Below are 21,080 nucleotides of genomic sequence, written 5' to 3' on the forward strand. Positions count from 1 at the left end.
GTGCTTATCATTGGTATAACACTGACAAGCACTTTGACGGCAGATTGATAACCCATCTCAAACTAGTGATTTAAGCGTTGCTTACTCTAATTACCTATCATTGTTGGGCACCATTAAAGGCCTCACCTTCTACACAAGCTTGTGCACAGGGCATGAGTAACTTGTCTACTTCTGACAGTGGCGGAGCAAATACTTTATTTAAGAAGTTGAGTAAAATATCTCGTGTTGTATCAGCCCAAGGATGGAAAAGCCAAAACGGATGCGGGGTATCGGGTATGGTGTGAATTTCTGAGTAAATACCATATTGGGATAGGGTTTCCACATAAGCGGGGCGGCCAATATGGAATCTGTCATAAGATGAATTAATAAATAATGTAGGCGGGGTATATCTCCCTACATATTCAATAGGCGATGCTTGATGCCAAAGCCTAGGCTCTTGGGCATAATGGCCCCCCAACCAAAGAGCGGCGTATGAAATTTTATTGGGTTTATCTTCAAATTCACGTGCTTGTGGTGAGGCCAAATCTGCCACACCATCAATATTTATAATGGCGTTAACGGCCTCGTAAGGTGAATCACTATTGGGATCAGTACCCATCGTACCTAACAATGTCGCCATATGTGCGCCAGAGGATGCGCCTAAAATTGCAATCCTATTAGGATCGACAGAGTAGCGTTGATGATGCTGTTTTAACCAGAGTATTGCATCATTAATATCTTCTAGTCCTGCTGGATATAACGCCTGTTTTGACAGCCTGTATCCCACTGCAACACCCACGTAACCATGCTCTGCTAACCACTTAGCAGTTGGCACTTGATGTGACTTATCTCCCGAGCGCCAAGCACCACCATGAACCATAACAACCGCAGGAACAGGTTTAGCTATTGTTTTGGGTGAGAATACATCAAGGTATAATTCAATCCCTTGCACTGTTTTATAGACTACATTGAGATGAGATATCACTGAGTCATCAAGGTTATCTGTGCTTGTCTGATTTATGGGGGTGATAAAGGGGTAATTGCTGACATTCTTTACAAACTCAGTTTCAATGGTGAAATCTGCCATTTCACCAGACAGTTGGTCTATGACTTTTCTGGTATCCACATGACCGCTATACAACTGGTTATCGATTGGAGGCTGCCAACCTGCCAGAATATTACTCACTGAAAAACCTGCAGCTGAAGCAAGTTGTCTCCTAGTTTTAGACGGATTTGCACCCGGGCCATATGAAGCATATTCAAAAAATCGTGCTTCTAAGGGACTAAACATTATCATTTCCCCCGTTTTAGATTTTCCATGCATGGGGTGCCAAGGATCTTGCTGTATGTGGTCGTCCATAAAGGTATTGATGAATACCGTTTGTCCTATTGCTCGTGGATCAGCATAACGGCCATCTTCAAAAGACGTTGTGGGATGCCAAGGTCTTCCCAGTGCCATGCTGTTTTTCTCTACACCGGCTTCCTTTTTAAGACTCGAGTCTATAAATACCAAGCCAAATTTTTGTTCAATCGGCGTGCTTGGTGCCGTGAGATAGCCTATGGGATAAGGTTGATTTGGACGAAATCGCGTCACAATATTTGAACGATAAAAAACCGCTGTTCCGCCTCCAAAAATAAAATCTATGTGACCACTGATGGTTGTATTCAAGAAAAATGAACGGCCTGACTTAAGGTATATGGTATCTTGATATCCACTAATATTGACATTTTTAAAAAATGCCTTATCACTGCCTTGATTGGTCAACACCGCCACCGCCTGCAAACCGTTCAAACGACTAGGATTATCTTGAGCAAGCCCATCGTAGTAAGGGTAATCAAAGGTGTTTTCAATGTGTAAATTTTCTGCGCTAAAGTTCGGTGCGTTGATAGTAAGTGTCGCACTTTTTGATGTACCAAGTGTTTGGCCGCTAGACGTTTTTAATCCCGCATACGCGTCAAAATAGAGTCGAGTCGTAGTGGCACTCTCTCCTACAAGCCTGATAAAAGGTTTGGATATTTCCACTTTTTCATAATAATCCCCCGCCATAATTTTAATCGTATAGGGTAAGGTCAAATTATTAGGCGCAGCGCTAAGGGCCTCAGTGATTGTTTTGAAAGCCTCAGGGTTGCTCGGATCAACAATGGCTTTGATTTCGGGGTCACTTTCGTCAAGCGTTGTGGCCCCAATATGAAAATGGCAAATAGAAAGCCCAAATAGTAAAATAAAGCTAAAAATCTTTATTCTACTTCGATTGTGATATGTGCTCATTTTTCACCCTTTTGTAAGCCGACTTACTTTTTCTGTTGTCAAAAATACGAGGAGATGTCACCGGTAATAAAACAGCTAAGGTATTTGTTAACAAATATGTTGAACGCGCCCTAAAAAACGTCATCGCTATCTACTCCAGTGCGCATTGGCATAAAGGATTGAAGAATATCCTTTTATCGTTGTAAAAAAGGGATGTGTAAGCATCCCTTTCGTGTTTTAGCCTATCGTTTAGAAGTTATATCTAGCTCCGAGGAAATATTCGGTGCCGGTATGACTGTATTCACGGGTTAAATCCATGTCACCGTCACCTGTTCCGTAGATACGTTCAATTTCGCCAGTCAAGTTTATGATTTCAAGTGAAAAGGTAATATTTTCATTAAAGTGATAAAAAGCTGACACGTCCACATGAGTCGGGCCGTATTTGCGTTCTTGCAGATTGCCGTTACCGCCATCTTTATTTACTAGGTAGTCATCACGTTTATTCATTGATATACGCGCACCATAATCCTCTTCTTCATAGTACAGAGTAAAGTTATAAGAATTAGGTGATACCCCTTCTACTTCCTTTGCACTGACATGGGTGTAGTTAGCCACTACACCAAAGTTTGATAACCAACCATCAAAAAAAGTAAATGGCTGTTGGTAGCTTAATTCATAACCTGTTACGGTGAATCCATCATTATTATTAATGGGAATATTATGCGAATAAACTTGAGTTGCAGGATCGCCTATCGGGGCGGTTGCGATGTATTGGGGATCAGAATATATAACCGGCCAAAATTCTTGGTCAATTAACTTTTCAACTTCTTCGTTTTCAAGGGAAACAACAACCTCTTTGTTAAAGACATTAAATGCCAATACCGATTCTTCCGCAAAATACCACTCTATCCCTAAGTCGATATCATTTGATTCATAAGGATTTAAACCAGGATTGCCTAAATTACTGACAGTGAACGTTGTATAGCCAAAGGTCGGTGCAGCGATATTTAAACTTGCCAGACTTGGGCGCGTCATACTTCGACCATAAGACAAGCGCGCAATAACGTCATCACTAACATCCAAGGCTAAATTCATCGATGGTAAGAAGTTATTGTAATTGCGTTTTACTGAAACCATTTTATCACCCACTAAGGCTTCTGACGTGACTTCTGTATTCACATAGCGCAGACCAAAGTTAGTGCGTAAAAACATATCGCCAACATCAACGCCACCATTATATTCAATATATAAGGCCTTGGTTTGTTCGCCCACTACCCAACCTGCGGCGGTATTAGGGGTATAATCATGAGTGAGGATGCCATCTTGTTCTAGTTTATCAAAATCAGCCACTAAGAAAGGTACTAAAGTTGCGCCATCTAGGCCATGACCAAAATCTGAGTAAGGGAAAGCAGTAGCGTATTGTGAGGGGTCAAAGGTAACAAAGTTGCCGTTACCGGTTTGGCTGTCTACTTCGCGATCATTAAACGCAATACCTGTTTTAATATCAAAACTGTCACCTAAATATTGCAAATCAATTTTACTGGTAAGGTTAGTTTTTTTAACATTATGACTACGGTTTGCTGCATTAACCGCATCCACAAAATTGTTAGGATCGGTGGCATCGTAATCACCGTAGCTAACATTAGCTGCATCTGCGCTGCTGTAGTCATAAGAGTAAAAATGTGGCACAGAACGATAGTAGTAGCGAATTTCTTCTCTATCTGAATCATTTTTAGCATAGCCTACCATTACATCGAGTTTCAGGCTGTCGTTGAGTTGCATATCACCTGAAAAAACATACTGATCGAAGGTCGAATCAGATACTTGATAACGGCTTTCATACCAAGAGGTCACATTATCAAAACTACCGGCAACTAATATTTTACCTGATTCATCTACGGTAAATTCAAGTGGTGTTTGTCCTTGGAAATTTCCTGGTGCCCCGCGATTAATAAACCATTCCATTGAATTGTAGCTACGTCTGTCGTTTTCCAGCTCAGAATGCAGAACATCAAGGGTAAACAACATGTCGTCAGAGGGTTTGTATTGCAGTGAGGTCGTTACCCCGATACGACTTTGGTCATTACCAAAAAAATCAGCTCGAGGCAGGCGTGGAACCCACAAACAAGATATGGCTTCTTCCGCACCACAATAGTTGCTTGGTGTACCATTAATAGTAGATAGCTGCGAGGTATCGCCCCATGTTCCATCACCAATTTGATTGGTTGGTTGCCAGCGCACACTGCCAAAGCCTTCTTGACGCACGGTACGATCAGAAACAGCAACAGACAATAAAGCACCAAAGGTATCATCGTTAAAAGTATTGCTGACCAGAAAGGCAAATCTAGGGTCGTTTTCTTTGGTTACCGTATTATAACCTCCCTTTAATGATACTGAAGAATGAAAACCAGTACTGTCGAAAGGTCGAGCAGAATACATATCTACCGTACCCGCAATACCACCCTCTTCAATTGAGGCCGTTTGGGTTTTTTGAATATCAATTCGATTAAATAGCTCTGAAGCAAATACATTAAAATCAAAAGCTCGGCTATTGTTTAGAGTTACACCGCCCGAATCGAGACCGTCTGTACCTGCTGGTACTTCCATGCCATTTAATGTGGTGCGAGTAAACCCGGGACTAAAACCTCGCAAGGTTATATTTCGACCTTCACCACCTTCACGAGAAATGGCCACTCCGGGAATACGCTGAATGGCTTCAGCGACGTTTAAATCAGGAAACTTGCCCATGTCTTCAGCCATTATCGATTCGCGCACATTTGATGCATCGCGTTTTGCATCAAGGGCTTTAACCAAAGCATTTCGGAATCCTGTTACGTTGATAACTTCTATTTCATCTTGTTCGAGTGTTTTGTCTTGCGGGATCTCTTGTGCTTCGCTGGTAAAACCAATCATGCTAGCTAAGGCAGCAAAGATGCCGAGTGAAACTTTCGATTTTTTCATGGTAGTGGGTCGACTCTTATTTTCTTTGTTATCAATAGAGAGCAAACCTTGGGCGTTAATACTTACCTGTAATGGCGTTCCATCAATCAATAATTCGATGGCCTTGAGGATTGTGTATTGCCCATTAATTGAGTTGGCTGTCACAAACTTCACTGAGTCATAGGGAAAGACCAAGGTAAAGTCTGCTTGTGATGCTAGTTCAATTAATGATTGGTCCGCACTCTTTTGAGAAATATTGAATTGATGTACTTTTTCATAATAAGCAGTATCGGCCCTAACTAAAGACGACATAGCTGTTGCAGCGACAATAAATGTTATTTTTATCAGTACTTTCAACTCAACCTCTGAAGTAAGATATTTTCTTACTCTGTTCATAGAGACGGACAAGGCGGTGGATTCCACCAAAATTATTTACAAAATAATAACACTAGTTATCGAAATGAAACGAATTTGTCGTAACTAATTAGGCATTAGTTATACATAAGGATTTCAACAAAAGTGGGGGTTACTCATTTTTAAAAATGTATGCAAACTTACCAGATGAACTGGCTACTAAGAGACTAAATAAAGTGCCATAGGTTTTGGTGGAAAGCCTATGATGTTTCGTCTAATAGTTAATAGAGTACTTATAAGGCTTAAGGATATTATGTCTGGCAATATGACAGATGTTTTTTTGGGAATACGAAAGTTGGTAATTAAAACTATTTCTAGCATAGTACCTCCCGATGATATTGAAGATATAGTACAAGAAACCTATGTTAAGCTCTGTTTAGTAAAGTCTGAGGTGAATATAGAATACCCTCGTTCTTTTATGTTGAAAATGGCCAAAAATTTAGCTTTAGATCATAGAAATAAAGCATCAAACAGGCTTAACGAAAGTATTGAAGAATTAAAACTTGAAGATATTGCGTCCTTAAAACAAGAAGGTGACCCCACCTTTGAAGGATTTGCCACCGACCAAGAATTTTCACGTTTTTGTGAAGTTGTTCGACAATTACCGGTTAAATGTCGAAAAGTATTTGTGTTGAAAAAAGTGTATGGCTATACCCAGAAAGAAATCGCCAAAAGCTTAAATTTAAGTGAAAACACGGTGGAAAACCACATCGCAAATGGCCTGATAAAGTGTAATGAAATGCGCAGAATGCAAACGTTTAAGGCACAATCTTATTCTAAATCAGGAAATGCCAAATGAGTAATGTATATGACATCAGCGATCAGGCTCAAATCAACAAACAAGCCGCTATATGGGTTACTAGGCTAGACCGAGGCTTGACTAAAGCTGAATTAAAAGAGTTACAGCATTGGTTGAAAAATGAGCGCAATGAACGAGAGCTATTTATGATGGCAAGTACATGGGATAAATTAGATAGCTTTTCACAGTTGTCTACCCTATTCCAACCCGCTATTCATAACAATTCCGGAAAATTTGAACGCAGAACTTACCTCATTGCCGCTTCGGTCATCTTTTGTTCTTTATTTGTTTGGTTATTTACTACCTTTTCTCTCACAGAAGATGAATCATTTCTTACTGCCGATAAAGTTATGTCCTCACATTCCACTTATCAAACTGCAGTGGGCCAACATTCTACCATTAATTTATCCGACGGTAGTATATTAACCATCAACACCAATAGTTTCGTCACTGTAGACTTTAACGCCAATGAGCGACTCATTAAGTTGGTCAAGGGTGAAATTTTTATTGATGTTGCCCACGATACCAGTCGACCATTGAGCGTCATTGCCGATGACACCGTATTTCAAGCTGTTGGTACTGCGTTTAATGTAAAAAAAGTGTTGAATGAAAGTATCGAATTGTTAGTTACCGATGGCAAAGTACTTATTGCTGAATTAAAAAATATTAAACGGTCAGTTGATGCTGCAAGTGGTATTAAGATGGCAATGGATCTACCTTCGGGTGTGACACATGCGGCGACCCCTGGTGACATGGTCATCATAAAGTCATCTCAAACGAGTAAACAAAAAAGAGCAAACCTTGGTGGTGAGGATATCAAAGTGTCCTTAGGCTGGTTAGATAGAAAACTCATTTTTAAAGGCGAGACACTGCAGGATGCGATGAATGAAGTTTCTCGTTACACTGACTCAAAATTTATTATTCCAGAGGAAAATCTCAGAAACCAAAAGATTGCAGGCGTATTTAAAACAGATGATATCGAGGTGTTGTTAAATACCTTATCGCAAAATTTCAATATTCATCATGAAAGAACTCAAAATGGCAACATCTTACTGGTTTCCAAGTAAGGTAATGAAGTATCAGTAATAAAAAAACATAGGTACTTCAGCGCTAAGGATAGTAATGGCTTTTTCTATGATTCTTAGCAAAGATGAACGGTTTTTTTAAATGTGAATTGTAAAACAAGAAGCGGTGGCCTATCGCCTTGTGTAAATCATTGTTCTCACTTAGAATCATTAACAGAAACGTTTAAGTTAAGGGCTTTTTTTGAAACTGAGTAGAATCCTATTTTTATTAGCCTTAAGTGGTTTTAGCGGCTTAAGTGCAACTTATTCGTATGCTGATACACCGGAGTTTCGTTTTTCCGGTTTTTCTCGTGTTGTGCTAGGTACCTTAGACGACAAAAATGCCAGCTACGAAGGTTATGATAATAATATCAGTGCAGGTGAAGGTTCCTTACTTGGTTTGCAGCTCGATGTGGATTTAAGTGAGACCTTTTCCTTAACCAGCCAATTATTAGCCCATAGTTCGGAAAACCGAAACTCCGGTGTTGAATGGCTGTATTTAAGTTACCACCCTATTCCAGAATTAAATGTTAAATTAGGCAGGCAGCGTGCGCCCTTTCACTTGTACAGTGATACTTTAGATGTTGGCTATGCTTATCCTTGGATTAATCCTCCTCAGCAAGTGTATAGCGGTTATTTATTTGATCAATTTGATGGTATCGATTTAACCTATGAAATTTCTGCCGAGGATTTTAATGCGGAGTTCGAGGCCTATTGGGGTGAATTTAAAGACGAGTTATCTGTTAGTAGCGTGCAAAAAATAGACACCGAAGTCACTAACATGTTGGGGTTAGTGTTAACGGTTAAAAGTCAAAATTTTACGTTTAGAGCGTCTACAGTTAACACCGACTTTTCAGTCGAAATTCCTGAAATGAAAGCCCTGGCTGATATTTTATACCAACTTAATTACACCCTATCAGCAGACTCGCTAAAGACTCAAGGTAAGGTACAAATTAATCAATTAGGCATGACCTACGATAACATTGATTATTTTGTTAAATCGGAAATCACTCAAGTGACTTCGCCCGTCATTTTTGTTCCCGACATTATTAGTTATTATGTATCTGCTGGTAAAACTGTGGATTCATTCACTTACCATTTTACCTATGGGCGCAATAATGCAGACTTTGCTGAGCCTGTTGTCGAAATACGCGCTGGCCTAGATCCGCAAATAGACGCCTTGTCTGCAGGTTATAAAACGATTTTTGATACCTTCCCAAATGATGTTCTAACCAGTTATGCTTTAGGCGTTCGTTGGGACGTTAAAGTTGGAATGGCACTAAAGGCTGAAGTGACTCACTTACGTGGTGTGAAAGGTGAGCGTTCTTACTTCAATATTCAAGACTTAGAAAAATTCGATTATAAAGCCAATTTAATTCAGGTTGCATGGGAGTGGGTATTTTGAAAATGCACATTCCTTCAATTAAAACCTCCTTGTTAGTGTTGCTATTTTCAGCATTTTCAACCAATGCTATTACTCAGGTTAATGATGAAGAACTGAGAATTGTGGTGGTTGCGAATCTTCAGCAACAAGAATTAGAATTGTCAAAGCAACAGGTTAAGAGTTTATTTATGGGCTCATTTGTCGGCCATGAACTTAAAGTGGTGACATTACCTCCCAGTAGCTTAGTAAGAGTGAATTTTAATACTAAGGTGATTGGCATGACGGAGGATCGTATTCAGTCTTTCTGGGCGCAAATGCGCTTCTCTGGTCGTAAAACGCAACCTAAAGAATTGAACGATATAGATGCTTTGCTTGAGTATGTTGAAAATACTCCTGGGGCGGTAACCTATTTACCTTCAACGGTACAGTTACCGGATAGCTTGCAAGTTATTTATATGCTCCCTAACTCTAATTAACTGACTAGTGGGATAAGCAAAGGTTTGCTTTATCCCACGTTGAGTTGACATCCCTAGTTGTTCAATTCGGTAGGTATCGGCGAGTTGCCCCAAGCAATAGCGCAGCCGACATTTTTGCGCTTAAAATCGCAGTGGCTGGGGTAGTAACGCACTATCACTAAAATCACACCGCAGCTAAGTGCACCTATACCGGTAGTGAGAGGCTCAGCCAACCCAAAGGCAAGGTCAATTTAAGAGGGCAGCTTTTTTGACGTCTTCTAAGCTGACAGGTCGACCAAACAAATAGCCTTGTAATAAGTGGCAACCATGGTCAATGAGATAATCCGCCTGCTCTCTGGTTTCTACCCCTTCTGCACAAACTTGCAGATTTAACTTGCTTGCCATATCAATAACTGTGGTGGTGATAAGGCTGCTGCGCTCAGACACGCCGAGATTATCAACAAATTGTTTATCGATCTTTAAGGTATCCAAGTTAATTTGGGTCAGATAAGCGAGAGAGGAATAACCGGTGCCAAAATCATCCAGTGCGATCGTTGCTCCCAATTCATGCAATTTAGCAAAGAAGCCATTGGCTATATCTAAGTTTTCTAAGTAGGCCGATTCAGTCACTTCAAATTCAATCCACTTAGGGTTAATGTCGTAGTCTTCAAGTAATTGGCTAATTTCGGTAAACAACGTTTCATTTTTTATGTCTATTGCTGATAAATTGACCGCCAAACGGACATGCTCAATTTGCGTACTTTGCAACTCTGTGAACTCGATGCACATTTGCCGTAATACCCACGAGGTAATTGAATTAATCTTACCGCAGTTCTCTGCGATGGGAATAAATTCTGCTGGTGATATAAAACCCAGTTCCTTATCATGCCAACGCAACAGAACTTCAAAACCTTTCACTATGGCCTTTTCATCAACTTTAGGTTGATAAAATAACGTAAACTTGTCGTGAGCTAAGGCTTCATCAATATTTTTGGCAATTAACAATTTACGTTTATTGTCTTCCATCATTGATTCTACAAAAATGGTGTAGCGGTTTTTGCCCTCCAATTTTGAACGATACATTGCTAAGTCAGCATTACTGATAAATTCACTCAGATTAAAATTAGACTGACTTGCCTTTGCTATACCAATACTGGCTCCCACATTAATTTGCCATTCTTCAATTTTAATGGTCTCACTCAAGCCATTGACAATCCGCTGGGCAATGTCAGTCATAACGTATTCATTAGGGTTGTTATGCAACATAATTAAAAATTCGTCACCGCCTAAGCGAGAAATAACATCCCCATCACGTAGATAACTTTTTACCCGCTCGGCAATTTTAATCAGTAATTTGTCACCGACTTCATGGCCAAAGGCATCATTAACGTCTTTAAAACCGTCTAAATCGAAAAACAGTAAAGCGACATCAGAGTCGACACGTTTAGCTCTTGCAATTTCAACTCGCAGCAACTCTACAAAAAATTGCCTATTTGGTAAGCCGGTTAAACTATCAAAATTAGCTAATTTTTCCATCGCCTTTTGCTGAGATAAAAGGCGCATGGTGTATTCTTTATTACGCTCCACCTCGGCATTGATAGCATCCATCATATGGCCAATATCGTCACTGAGCTCAGCAACTTCGTATTTGCCATTAATATTAGGCTTTAAGGAATAGTCGTGCGTTCGCTTAACTTCATTGGCAAATTGGGATAGTTCGCTAAGAGGAGATAACAGTCGATTTAAAAATAGATACAATCCGAGCAGTGCTACTGTCACAATCAGAATTAACAAGGGAGAGATTTTCTCCAGCATTTGCCTTTTACTTTTTTCTAAGGGTTTATTTAGGTCATTCACAATGACCAAATAACCTTGGGCTAAACGCGTATCCCCAATCACCTTGAAGGCAATAAGCTGTGAGCGTTCGATTGTCATACCTATTGGATAAATATCTAAAAAATTAGCCAGAGATGGCTTATTTTCTGTTTGATTTGGCCGCCCAGACTTTCCAAAATAACTGCTTAAACGTTCACCATCGACGGTAAAAATATGCGCAAATTTTACATTTTCGTATCTGTCTAAACGCAACAAAATCGTGTCTAGTTCAATTTCATTATCGGAGGAGACTAAAACGCTAACCAAGTCGTTAGATAAATTTTCAGATAGGCCGTCCAAATCGGACTTAACCGATTCACGATAGAGAATTTCGTGTTGATTAATGGAAATAGTCAGCGAGAATAACGCTACGCTCAATGTTGTTATTACGATAATCAATATCAAAGGAACTTTGACGGAACTTATCATTGACAGCCTAGACTCCAAAATACGTTTTTCAGTTATAAATACAGAGCCCGCAAACGAAATAAACGTCGACAAACTAGCTGCCGGATAAAATGGAATATGTCGGTGCGATGCCCAAAGTAACCAATTACTTCAACGTTTCTCAGTCAATTCTGAAACGATAAAAGCGTTTAATAGTCTTAGTGTAGTACCAAGACCTAACTTTCCTTTGAATAATCTTGTCGTAAATATATATCGGGAGGTCTGCTACTTATGTTCCCCCTCATGCCGCAGACACTACAACCGTTACATATTATGAAATAAAGCGGCGCAGATTACGACACACAATGAAACATTTTAATTTGTTTTATCCGGGCGTGTTGACTTTACATCCTTGACAGAAGCAAATCCAAGGCAAAAAACAATGATAAATATTGACGTTGTTGTCAGCCTGGGCTAGCAGTTAGGCAGGTAGATATTGACTGACGAGAGCGTATCACGGCCAAAGTCGATGTAGATACGCTTATTGAGGGATGCTAATTGTATTAGAGCTGGTATTGAGAATATTATATGCTTTGAGCTCAGGCACATTCTGCCGCAAGTTTTCTTCGACACGATCTAACTCTTTAAATTTATTACAAAACCACTCAGCTTTTTGTTTCAAGGACTGTGCCTTAGGAACCACATTCCGTTCAATAACGTTACCGACGTCTTCGAGTTTTTGCGCCAGTTCATCCACTTTTTGCTCAGTGTTTTGCTCACTTGCCACCAAACCGCCAATCGCCGATAAAATACCACCTACAGACGTGCTCATCACGTGTTCGATTTGCTCTTCAAGTTCGCGATCAACAAAATCATCGACATTTTCTAGACGACCTGGCCCCATATAATAGGTATCGTTAGCATGAATAAATTTCTCTCGGACACTTTTTTGTACACGCTCTAGGGAGGCTTGGAGTTTTTGCTGACTTTTATGGTCTTTGCCCATGAGTCCCGAATAGACCTGCTCAACGGTATCAACAGCCAGTTCAACGCCTTCGTTTGCCAATAAAATCATTTTGGGTACCACTAGGTGCAAGCCCTTGGCAAGTTCAGCTAAATTTTGCTGTTGGTGTTCGTCGTGCAGTTCAATCCAATGACCACCCACCATAAGCTGGGAGTCACCATTGATTTGATACACTGTTCGGCTATTATCAATAACCCGAATTTGCTGCTGGTTAATAACTAAACCAAAATTAAGGGCCACTTCACAGTCGAGATCTGCGTAAGCAGAGCCACAGAAACAACACAGAAGCAGAAATCTAAACGCCATAGTTTTCTCTAATAAATCTTTGTGCTTAGTTTGCCTTGTCAGCTAAAAATAGCAACGGAGGATCCGATAAGCTTTCGAAATACTAGGTTAATTTGCGGTTCGTACTAAACGGGTATACACAAATAGACTTTTTTCTTTAATTGAATTACTGCTATTAAAAAAGGCAATAACCCACGCTCGTTGGGGATCTGACACCGCCGGACTGGAAGTCCAAAAGTCATCGGCTGGGGTATTTGGAAAAATTTCAGTATTGATGGCAGGTCGCACACATTGACCTTCGGTAATGCTGGCCAATTCTTTGACGTTAGGAACTCGCCATCCAGTCTGATTCGCGTAGATATAACCATGGGCTGTTTGTAAGGCCTCTTGCCAATTTAACTCAAGCGCGTCCCCGGTGCAGCTCGCCGAAGCACTATTCCACGTTTGGCCCAAGCTGCAACGCATCCACATTAAGCCCAATCGACTGTCGGTTACCGTGCCATTTAGGTTTATCGTAAAGTTACTGCTAGGCGTGGTTTCATTAATACTTTCGAGGCAGGTTTGGGCCAATCCCGAGCATGACACGCATACCGTAAAGAGTAAAAGACTGAGCTTCATCGACCTGCCCTCACCAAGCGTATAAACGCCACATTTGTTTTCATTAAGAAGTTGTCATTACCAGAGTTAAAATCTACTGCCCATGCCGTACGTGAGCTATCAGAATCCGCACCATCAGCACTGGATTGATTGGTCCAGTACCATGCTGGTGCTAAAGTCGAATCTGCGGTATTAGGAAAGTAGTCTGGGTCAATCATCGGCGGTGTTGTCCGACCAAAATGCACGATCGACAGTAACTCTTGATGGCTAGGCATTCGCCAATCATTAAAGTTACACAAGCCAGCACTATTAACAGCAGCAACATAAGCGGCAGTATTGCATTCAGTTAAACTACAACTTGCTAGTGTAGGACTTTGCGCACCGCTAAATTCGTCACCTTGCTCACTTAAATACCACGAATACGTATGAGCACTGCTATGTAAATCAGTAGAGGTGGCCGCTGATTTCACTTCCCAAATCAAGCCGGTGACATTATCTCTTACACACGACCATGTTTGTTGACTATCATCCACTTCATCACCAATGTTATCTAGGCGAGTAAAATCAAAGCCAGCATCTCCTCTGCCCGCTTTCTCAAGTAAACCATTTGTAGCGATAATGTCTTGACCACGCTGAGCATCTTGGCCAGGAAAGTCGTGTTGTTGTTCAGTGGTATTGGCGGAGTTGTTTGCTTGTAATAAGATGCCAGTATCATTTAAAGGTCTGATCAATAGCGGATTAATCACAACATTAACGGCATCCTCTACTACATTTCCCGAGGCATCGCTTACCGCTAAGGTAAATGTCATCGTTTGAGTAGAGCTAACTTTTGGTGCGACTCCATGCGTCCGTAGTTGTTTAGGATCGCTGATCAATGGGTTTAATTCAGAATCATTTAACCATTGGTAAAGCAAAGGACGCGCAGCCGCAACACTGGTACTCGCCTCACCCGCTAAAATAATAGACTCACCAGAAAACACTTGATGATCAACGCCAGCATTAACTACCGGCACAGTATTACTGGCACTAAGAACACTTAGAGTAACGGAAGCACTGCCTTGTGCCCCTTCTTCATCTGTCACTGTTAATGTAAAACTAAGGCTATTGTTATTATCTAAAACAGGACTGATAAACGCTAAGCTATCGCCATCGGTACTAATGCCACCTAAGACTTCCTCTCCGGCAGTTTGTTGCCACTTAAATTGCGTCACTGTTTGACTGCCATCTGAGGCATCGGTATCAAAGCTGGTACTGCCATCAAGGACAACTTCAATACCAGCAGGAAACTGATTTAGCGCGAACCCCTGAATTTGATTGACCACGATTTGTGCGCTTGGTGCGATGTTGACAGGCAAAACCTGATATTCAACCGTATCTGAACCCTTGTTGCCATCCGCGTCGGTGACTTCCAAGGTCAATATGTAGCTTAAAATACTTGTCGTAGTAGGCGTCACAAAACTGGCGGTAGCGACACTGGTATCTTCATGAGTAATAACTAAACTCGGGCTAGCGCGCCACGCATAGCGCAAAGGTTCAGTTACCCCAATAGCCTCTGCACTGAGGGTTATCGTGGTGTTTTCATCCACACTTCTATTACTGCCGGCATTAACAATGACCTTAGCAGCTGGAGAATTTGTATCACTATCTAATGATCCTCCCCCACAAGCCACTAACAACATTACAAAGCTCAAGAAGGCTAAACGGACCCCAGTTTTTTTGCTTAAAATTAAATTCATAAAATAAAACACAGTACGATTATCAGCAACCTTGGTTATGGCTATGCAGATTATGTACCAGATAAAGGTAAAAATGCGGATATTATCCACGGCAATAAAATAGCCGTAGCAACACCGTTGATGCATAAGGCGACGGTAGCAAACGCTGTTGTTTTTTCTCCGAAGCTAATGGCATGGGCAGTGCCAATGGCATGACTTGCAGTGCCCAACGCAAGGCCTCGAGCACTACTATCATGGATATTGAATAGACGAAATATTGGTCCGCTGACCAGCACACCTAACAATCCGGTTAATATGACGATCCCCGCGGCTAATGAGGGATTAGCGCCAATCAAACGGCTGGTATCAATTGCCAAAGGCGTAGTAATGGACTTTGTCAGCACGCTTAATTGCAGCCAGTCTGGCGCGGTGACAGCATATAAAATTAGCCATGTCACTAAGGGGCCGGTCAGTCCCCCCACACAAATGATTAGGATCATTTTTATACCTGCTTGATGAATTAAGCGCAAATGACGAAAAATTGGGATGGCCAGTGCACAGGTCGCTGGCCCTAAAAGCCATGTTAACAAACCAACCTCTTGGGCATAAGCTTCGATGCTATGCTCAAATAAGGTTAAGATAGCAAGCATAGCGATACTGCTTAGCACAATAGGATGCAACCACAGTAATGTGCCCCTTAGGCGATTGATTTTCACAGCAAGAATATACGTAGTAATGGTAATCAGCAGCAATACACTTTGAGTCAGCCAAGGTAATTCGCTAGCCAGCCAGTTAACCATCAGCTGAATCTCCGGAGCTATTAAGCAGCAGCTTTTGCGCGAGCCATGCGGTCAATAACAAACTCACAACGGTGCTGAGCAACACCGCAAAAAGCAACAAGCCGAGCCAAGGACCAAGTTCACCAATAAATGCAGCGGCGCCTACTGTAACTGGAATAAATAACAGAGCAATCCAGCGCAACACCCAAGCACTGACAATAAACAATGATGATGGAACTCGCTTGAGGATTAGCAAAGCAGCGAGCATCACAAATAAGCCCATTAAAGAAGGAGGAAGGTTTACATAAGGGCTCAAAAAATTGCCAATTAGCCAACTACAGATAAGAGCCACAAACGCGAGTGAAAGGTAAAACGTATGTGCCATAAAGACCTAAATTAAGCAGCTGAGTGAACCAGCCGCCCATCATCATACCTTAGAAAAATATCTCACCTAAGCGGTTTTGATATCATCTAAGTGATATTTATCAATCAAAGAATAAAGTGTAGGACGGGTTACCCCAAGTAACTCTGCCGTTCTTGACATATTGTGCTCAGCTACCTGATACGCATTTCGAATAGCCCTGCTTTCAGCTTGTTCACGAACTTCTCGCAAGTTTAAGGTATCGATGGAGGGGACTTCATCATTGACCCTTAAATTCAAGTCATCAGCTTGAATATGCGAGCCCTCAGCCATTATCACTGCAGCTTTTAATTTATTTTGTAACTCTCGAATATTGCCCGGCCATTTGTGCTGCGTCATTGCTTTGATCGCACTATCGCTAAAGCCTTTTATTTTAGTTTTAAATTCGTCGTTGTATTGGGCTAGAAAGGTTCTCGCTAATAAAATAACGTCGTTATTGCGCTCACGCAAAGGGGGAATATTAATGCTGATTTCACCGATTCGATAATATAGATCTTCGCGAAAGGTTTGCTCAGCCACCATGCTGGGTACGTCCCTGTGCGTTGCACAAATTACCCGAATATCCACCGGTATTTCACTGCGCCCCCCCACTCTTTCAATCACTCTTTCTTGCAAAAAACGCAACATTTTAGCTTGTAAACCAATGGGCATATCGCCTATTTCATCTAAAAATAAAGTGCCGTTTTGCGCCGTTTCTATCTTACCAGGCGTGGTTTTGTTCGCCCCAGTAAAGGCGCCCTTTTCATAACCAAACAACTCACTCTCTAATAAATTCTCTGGAATCGATGCACAGTTAATGGCGATAAAAGGTTTATCTTTTCGTAAGCTGTGTTCATGAATACTGCGAGCAAAGACTTCTTTACCTGTACCGCTTTCACCTAGTAATAAGGTGCTGATATCGGTTTGCGCAATCCGTTCCGCTTTGCGGCTGGCGGCTAATATGCCTTCGCTTTGCCCAATAATTTTATCCATAGATGGGGCCACTGCGGCTAAGTGGCGGTTTTCCATTTCTAAATTAAATAAATTAATCGCGCGACTCACCAAAATTTGAATAGTGTCTGAGTCTATCGGTTTTTGATAAAAGTCGTATGCCCCAAGATTGATGGCTTTTAAGGCATTTTTTTTATCATTGTTGCCCGTTACTACAATAACTTTTGTTTGTGGTGCTAAAGATAAAATCTCTTCCAAGGTTTGCATGCCTTCAGTAGCATTAGCCGGATCCGGTGGTAATCCTAAATCCAAGGTCACCACTTTAGGTTCAAAACGACGTAATTGCGCTATCGCGCTGCTTCTATCTTCAGCAAAAATGACTTCGTAACCGGCAAAGCTCCATTTCAGTTGCTTTTGTATTCCTAAGTCGTCTTCAACGACCAATATTTTTTCCATGTCTATGCCCTTCGAATCATTTCGTCATCATTAAATTGGAATGCGTAAAGTAAAGGTTGAACCCTGACCTTCTTCACTTTCTACACTAAGTTGTCCACCAATCTTATCTAAGAACATTTTGGCATCAAAAGCGCCAATCCCCATTCCTGCGTTACCTTTTGTCGTATCAAAAGGCTTGAACAACCTTGTTTGAATAAACGCTTCACTCATACCACAGCCGTTGTCGACTATTCTTACCAGCATATATTTTTCATTGTCAGACTTATCCAAGATCACGTCAATTTGACCATCATCTCGAGTAGCTTGTTGTGCATTACTGATAAGGTGATACATCACATTGGCGAATTTTTCTTTGTCGAGTACCACTTCAGTCTCGCTGTTCACCGACACATTGGGTGTCGGGTATAACGTAGCGCAACGTTGCTGCACAACTTGTTCAATACACTGAGACAATAACACGAGAGATTCAGAACTGGCCACAGTGCTATGCTTTTCAGTCAATTGACTCAGCATTTTTTCCATTCTCGCTTTAGTATGATGCAATGTCTCAAAGGTATCTTCAATAAATTCAGGATTATTTTTATGCTGTTCAGCATTACATAAAATAAGGTCGATTTGCGCCAACACGTTTTTTAAATCGTGCAATACAAATGCTGACATGCGGGTAAAGGCAGCAAATTGTGCATTTTCAGCCAACTCTTTAGCAGCCTGCTGATGAAACAAAAAGTTAGAGACTTGCGCCGTAACGGCATTGATGTAATCACGTAGTTCCCAATTCAGCTTTTTAGTCGCATGCTGCGCCCCTAACATTACGGCCATCCCCCAAAATTCATTGTCTTTATACAAAGGCACAATGATTTGGAACCGAGCTTGATTGAGTAAAGCGTGATTAATTTTGAGCCCTTCATAATTGTGTGGATGGGTCCGCAATTCAGTTAAATCAATGATCCAAGCCTTCTGTTTAAAAAACTCAGATAACGTCAATAAGACGGTTATTTCATCGTCATTTAAATCAGAGTGATCAACATCCGCTAGCTTGATCAATTCACCGTGCTGGTAACGCAGTAAACAGCCACTTTGATACTCTATTGCTTGTAAAAAGCCCCTCAACGCAGTGAGATTTATCTCATTAATTTCAGTTTGCGGACTTTCTAAACACTCAGTTAATTTGACCCACTCATGGCGATAATCGAATTGATTGGCAAAAAAGTGTTTCGTAATAAAGACCTTAATACGAGTACGAAAACTGGTAGACATAAACAGTGCAAGCAATAAGGTTAACGATAAAAATATCAAGACTACTTGGATGCTGGTGTCCCATTCGCCACCAATATATTTAACGACATAGCCCACCAACGCCATAAACAACAAATACCCACCAGCCACCAGCAGCAAGGTACTATGCAACACAATATCTCTGGAGATATAAATTTCTACCCCCCAGTTTTTGACCCGCCTGATAGCTAACACTAAAAGAGGAATGAGTGCCGCGTAAATAAAACCGCGAGAAGATAAATAGTAAACATGGACTTGATCGATCATTAACGCATTGGCAAAGGTCAAAAAATCAAAAATACTGATTACCGCTAAATATAAGATGAGAGGTTTGAGCGCCCAGCGATTGTCGCCCGATTGCCGGTAAATAACCTCCAACAAAACAAGAAACTCAAGGGCGATGGTGGTTTGGATTAAATACTGCCACGACTCTAACGAATGCCCCAGATAAGGGATCAGCATACCAAAGAGCGGCAAAGATACGATCAACCACGTTTCTTTGCGCGCCAACACTTGTTGAATGTTTTTAAAGTTATCTTTAAGACAAGAGGCTAAAAACAATAACCAAAATAGGTTTTTGACATTATCAAAAAAAATGATTTTTTCGATAGACAACTCAGCGAAAAAAAATGGTACACCCGACCAGACACTGGTCGCTGCGGTCGCCAAAACCAATAAGTATTTTGCTAAACCAGACTTGCGTACCGTTAAGATCAACAGCAATAAAAATGCATATCCAATGGCACTAACGGCATAACCCACTACAGCTAACATATTATCGATCCTTGGCAGACTTCATGTTTTGGTTATTTACCTGATTGTTGCTTAGCGTTTCTTCAACAATAAACTGCCTATGGAATAACCAGCACCAAAGGAACACAACAAACCAATGTCACCACTGACCAAATCTTGATGATGCAAACTAAACGCGATAATCGAGCCCGCTGAAGCGGTATTTGCATAGCTATCTAATACAATCGGCGCTTCTTCAATGCTCGGCTCACGGCCCAGTAGTTTACGACTGATTAAAGTATTCATATTGATGTTGGCTTGGTGTAACCACCAACGTTTTATATGAGTAGAGTCTAATGAGTGACGTTGAAGATGCTCGCTAATATGCTCCACCGCCATCGGGCATACTTCTTTAAAAACTTTGCGCCCTTCTTGATGAAACAACATATCCCCAGCAAAGGGATTAGTGTCATTTGCTCGGCTAACATAGCCAAAGTTTGAACGAATATTGTTTGAATATGAAGTAACAGCCTTGGTACTCATGATTTCATAGACATGTTCGGCATTAGCGGTTTCTGCCGCTTCCACCACCATCGCCGTTGCTACATCACCAAAGATAAAATGACTATCCCGATCACAATAATTAACCTGCGGTGAGGTTAATTCTGGGTTGATGACCAATACGCCCTTAGCCGTTCCTGCTGCAATCATTTCATATGCTCGGTGCAAAGCAAATGTGGCAGCCGAGCAGGCTACTAACATATCAAAACCAAAGCCTTTTATACCTAGCGCGTCTTGTACTTCAATAGCTAAGGCCGGATAAGAGCGCTGCGTATAGGCACAAGATACAATCACAACATCAATATCAGCGGCAGTTTTATTGGCCGCTTCAAGGGCTTTTTTAGCAGCATAAATCGCCATTTCGGCTTGGTCGCTTAATTCTGTATCTAAGCGTGGGGCAATACTGGGCCGCATTCGGTTGATATCCAAGATGCCTTCTTTGACGTAGGCAAAACGACTGCGAATGCCAGAGGCTTTTTCGATAAATTCAGCGCTGGAAAAAGGCTTTGCACTGACTTCGCCACGTTCAATGGCGGCACTATTGTCTGTGTTGAATTGTTCAGCATAGGCATTATAAGCCTGAACCAATTCTTCGTTTGATATGCTATGTGACGGGGTCCACAGACCAGAACCGCTCATTACCACTGACGTTGCCATACTCAATCCCAAAATAAAAAATCATGCTAGGTTAACGTTTTAAATTGAAAATGTCATGAGCAAAAATGCCTCTTGTATCAAGTGAAATTGAGTCATTGAACCC

15 protein-coding genes are annotated in these 21,080 nt (G+C 41.2%); 4 read left to right on the forward strand and 11 right to left on the reverse strand.

Going from position 1 to position 21,080, the window contains the following annotated elements; translation table 11 throughout:
- Positions 1-97: 97 nt before the first annotated feature.
- Both ACEN2L_RS03590 and ACEN2L_RS03595 read right to left on the reverse strand, forming a co-directional pair.
- Positions 98-2,248, reverse strand: coding sequence for a pectinesterase family protein (locus ACEN2L_RS03590; protein WP_441741764.1), 2,151 nt, complete (start codon positions 2,246-2,248; stop codon positions 98-100).
- 228 nt (positions 2,249-2,476) lie between these two features.
- On the reverse strand, positions 2,477-5,563 hold the full coding sequence (locus tag ACEN2L_RS03595) for a TonB-dependent receptor (RefSeq protein ID WP_441741766.1): 3,087 nt from the start codon (positions 5,561-5,563) through the stop codon (positions 2,477-2,479).
- 220 nt (positions 5,564-5,783) lie between these two features.
- Here ACEN2L_RS03595 and ACEN2L_RS03600 point away from each other — a divergent pair, with 220 nt between their 5' ends.
- From ACEN2L_RS03600 to ACEN2L_RS03615, 4 genes are all read left to right on the forward strand, one after another.
- Positions 5,784-6,380 (forward strand): sigma-70 family RNA polymerase sigma factor, encoded by a 597-nt coding sequence (locus ACEN2L_RS03600; protein WP_441741768.1) that lies wholly within the window; start codon positions 5,784-5,786, stop codon positions 6,378-6,380.
- On the forward strand, positions 6,377-7,447 hold the full coding sequence (locus tag ACEN2L_RS03605; protein WP_441741769.1) for a FecR family protein: 1,071 nt from the start codon (positions 6,377-6,379) through the stop codon (positions 7,445-7,447). The genes ACEN2L_RS03600 and ACEN2L_RS03605 overlap by 4 nt, the downstream gene beginning before the upstream one ends.
- A gap of 199 nt (positions 7,448-7,646) precedes the next feature.
- Complete coding sequence (locus ACEN2L_RS03610) at positions 7,647-8,849, forward strand: hypothetical protein (protein WP_441741771.1); 1,203 nt, start codon at positions 7,647-7,649, stop codon at positions 8,847-8,849.
- On the forward strand, positions 8,846-9,304 hold the full coding sequence (locus ACEN2L_RS03615; protein WP_441741773.1) for a hypothetical protein: 459 nt from the start codon (positions 8,846-8,848) through the stop codon (positions 9,302-9,304). The genes ACEN2L_RS03610 and ACEN2L_RS03615 overlap by 4 nt, the downstream gene beginning before the upstream one ends.
- A 225-nt stretch (positions 9,305-9,529) precedes the next feature.
- Here the strand turns inward: ACEN2L_RS03615 and ACEN2L_RS03620 are convergent, their stop codons facing one another.
- From ACEN2L_RS03620 to ACEN2L_RS03660, 9 genes are all read right to left on the reverse strand, one after another.
- The gene (locus ACEN2L_RS03620) at positions 9,530-11,587 is read right to left on the reverse strand and encodes a putative bifunctional diguanylate cyclase/phosphodiesterase (RefSeq protein WP_441741775.1); all 2,058 of its coding nucleotides are present in this window, start codon (positions 11,585-11,587) and stop codon (positions 9,530-9,532) included.
- Positions 11,588-12,086: 499 nt separating this feature from the next.
- Positions 12,087-12,875: a YggN family protein gene (locus tag ACEN2L_RS03625; protein ID WP_441741776.1), complete on the reverse strand. Its 789-nt coding sequence runs from the start codon at positions 12,873-12,875 to the stop codon at positions 12,087-12,089.
- 87 nt (positions 12,876-12,962) lie between these two features.
- Entirely contained in the window at positions 12,963-13,472 is a 510-nt protein-coding gene (locus ACEN2L_RS03630) for a DUF1566 domain-containing protein (RefSeq protein ID WP_441741778.1), read from the reverse strand.
- Entirely contained in the window at positions 13,469-15,187 is a 1,719-nt protein-coding gene (locus ACEN2L_RS03635; RefSeq protein WP_441741780.1) for an Lcl domain-containing protein, read from the reverse strand. Before ACEN2L_RS03635 ends, ACEN2L_RS03630 begins: the two co-directional genes overlap by 4 nt.
- Before the next feature lie 50 nt (positions 15,188-15,237).
- Positions 15,238-15,966 carry an LrgB family protein gene (locus tag ACEN2L_RS03640; protein WP_441741781.1) on the reverse strand — a complete coding sequence of 243 codons (729 nt, stop codon included), beginning with the start codon at positions 15,964-15,966 and terminating at the stop codon, positions 15,238-15,240.
- Positions 15,959-16,330, reverse strand: a complete 372-nt coding sequence (locus tag ACEN2L_RS03645) for a CidA/LrgA family protein (protein ID WP_441741783.1) — start codon at positions 16,328-16,330, stop codon at positions 15,959-15,961. The genes ACEN2L_RS03640 and ACEN2L_RS03645 overlap by 8 nt, the downstream gene beginning before the upstream one ends.
- A 66-nt stretch (positions 16,331-16,396) precedes the next feature.
- Entirely contained in the window at positions 16,397-17,752 is a 1,356-nt protein-coding gene (prsR, locus tag ACEN2L_RS03650) for a PEP-CTERM-box response regulator transcription factor (RefSeq protein ID WP_441741785.1), read from the reverse strand.
- 30 nt (positions 17,753-17,782) lie between these two features.
- Positions 17,783-19,801, reverse strand: a complete 2,019-nt coding sequence (gene prsK / locus ACEN2L_RS03655; protein ID WP_441741787.1) for an XrtA/PEP-CTERM system histidine kinase PrsK — start codon at positions 19,799-19,801, stop codon at positions 17,783-17,785.
- A gap of 51 nt (positions 19,802-19,852) precedes the next feature.
- Entirely contained in the window at positions 19,853-20,977 is a 1,125-nt protein-coding gene (locus tag ACEN2L_RS03660; RefSeq protein WP_441741788.1) for a beta-ketoacyl-ACP synthase III, read from the reverse strand.
- Positions 20,978-21,080 lie beyond the last annotated feature (103 nt).

It is taken from the genome of Flavobacterium sp. W21_SRS_FM6, from assembly GCF_052119645.1.
GTDB lineage: Bacteria > Pseudomonadota > Gammaproteobacteria > Enterobacterales > Alteromonadaceae > Paraglaciecola.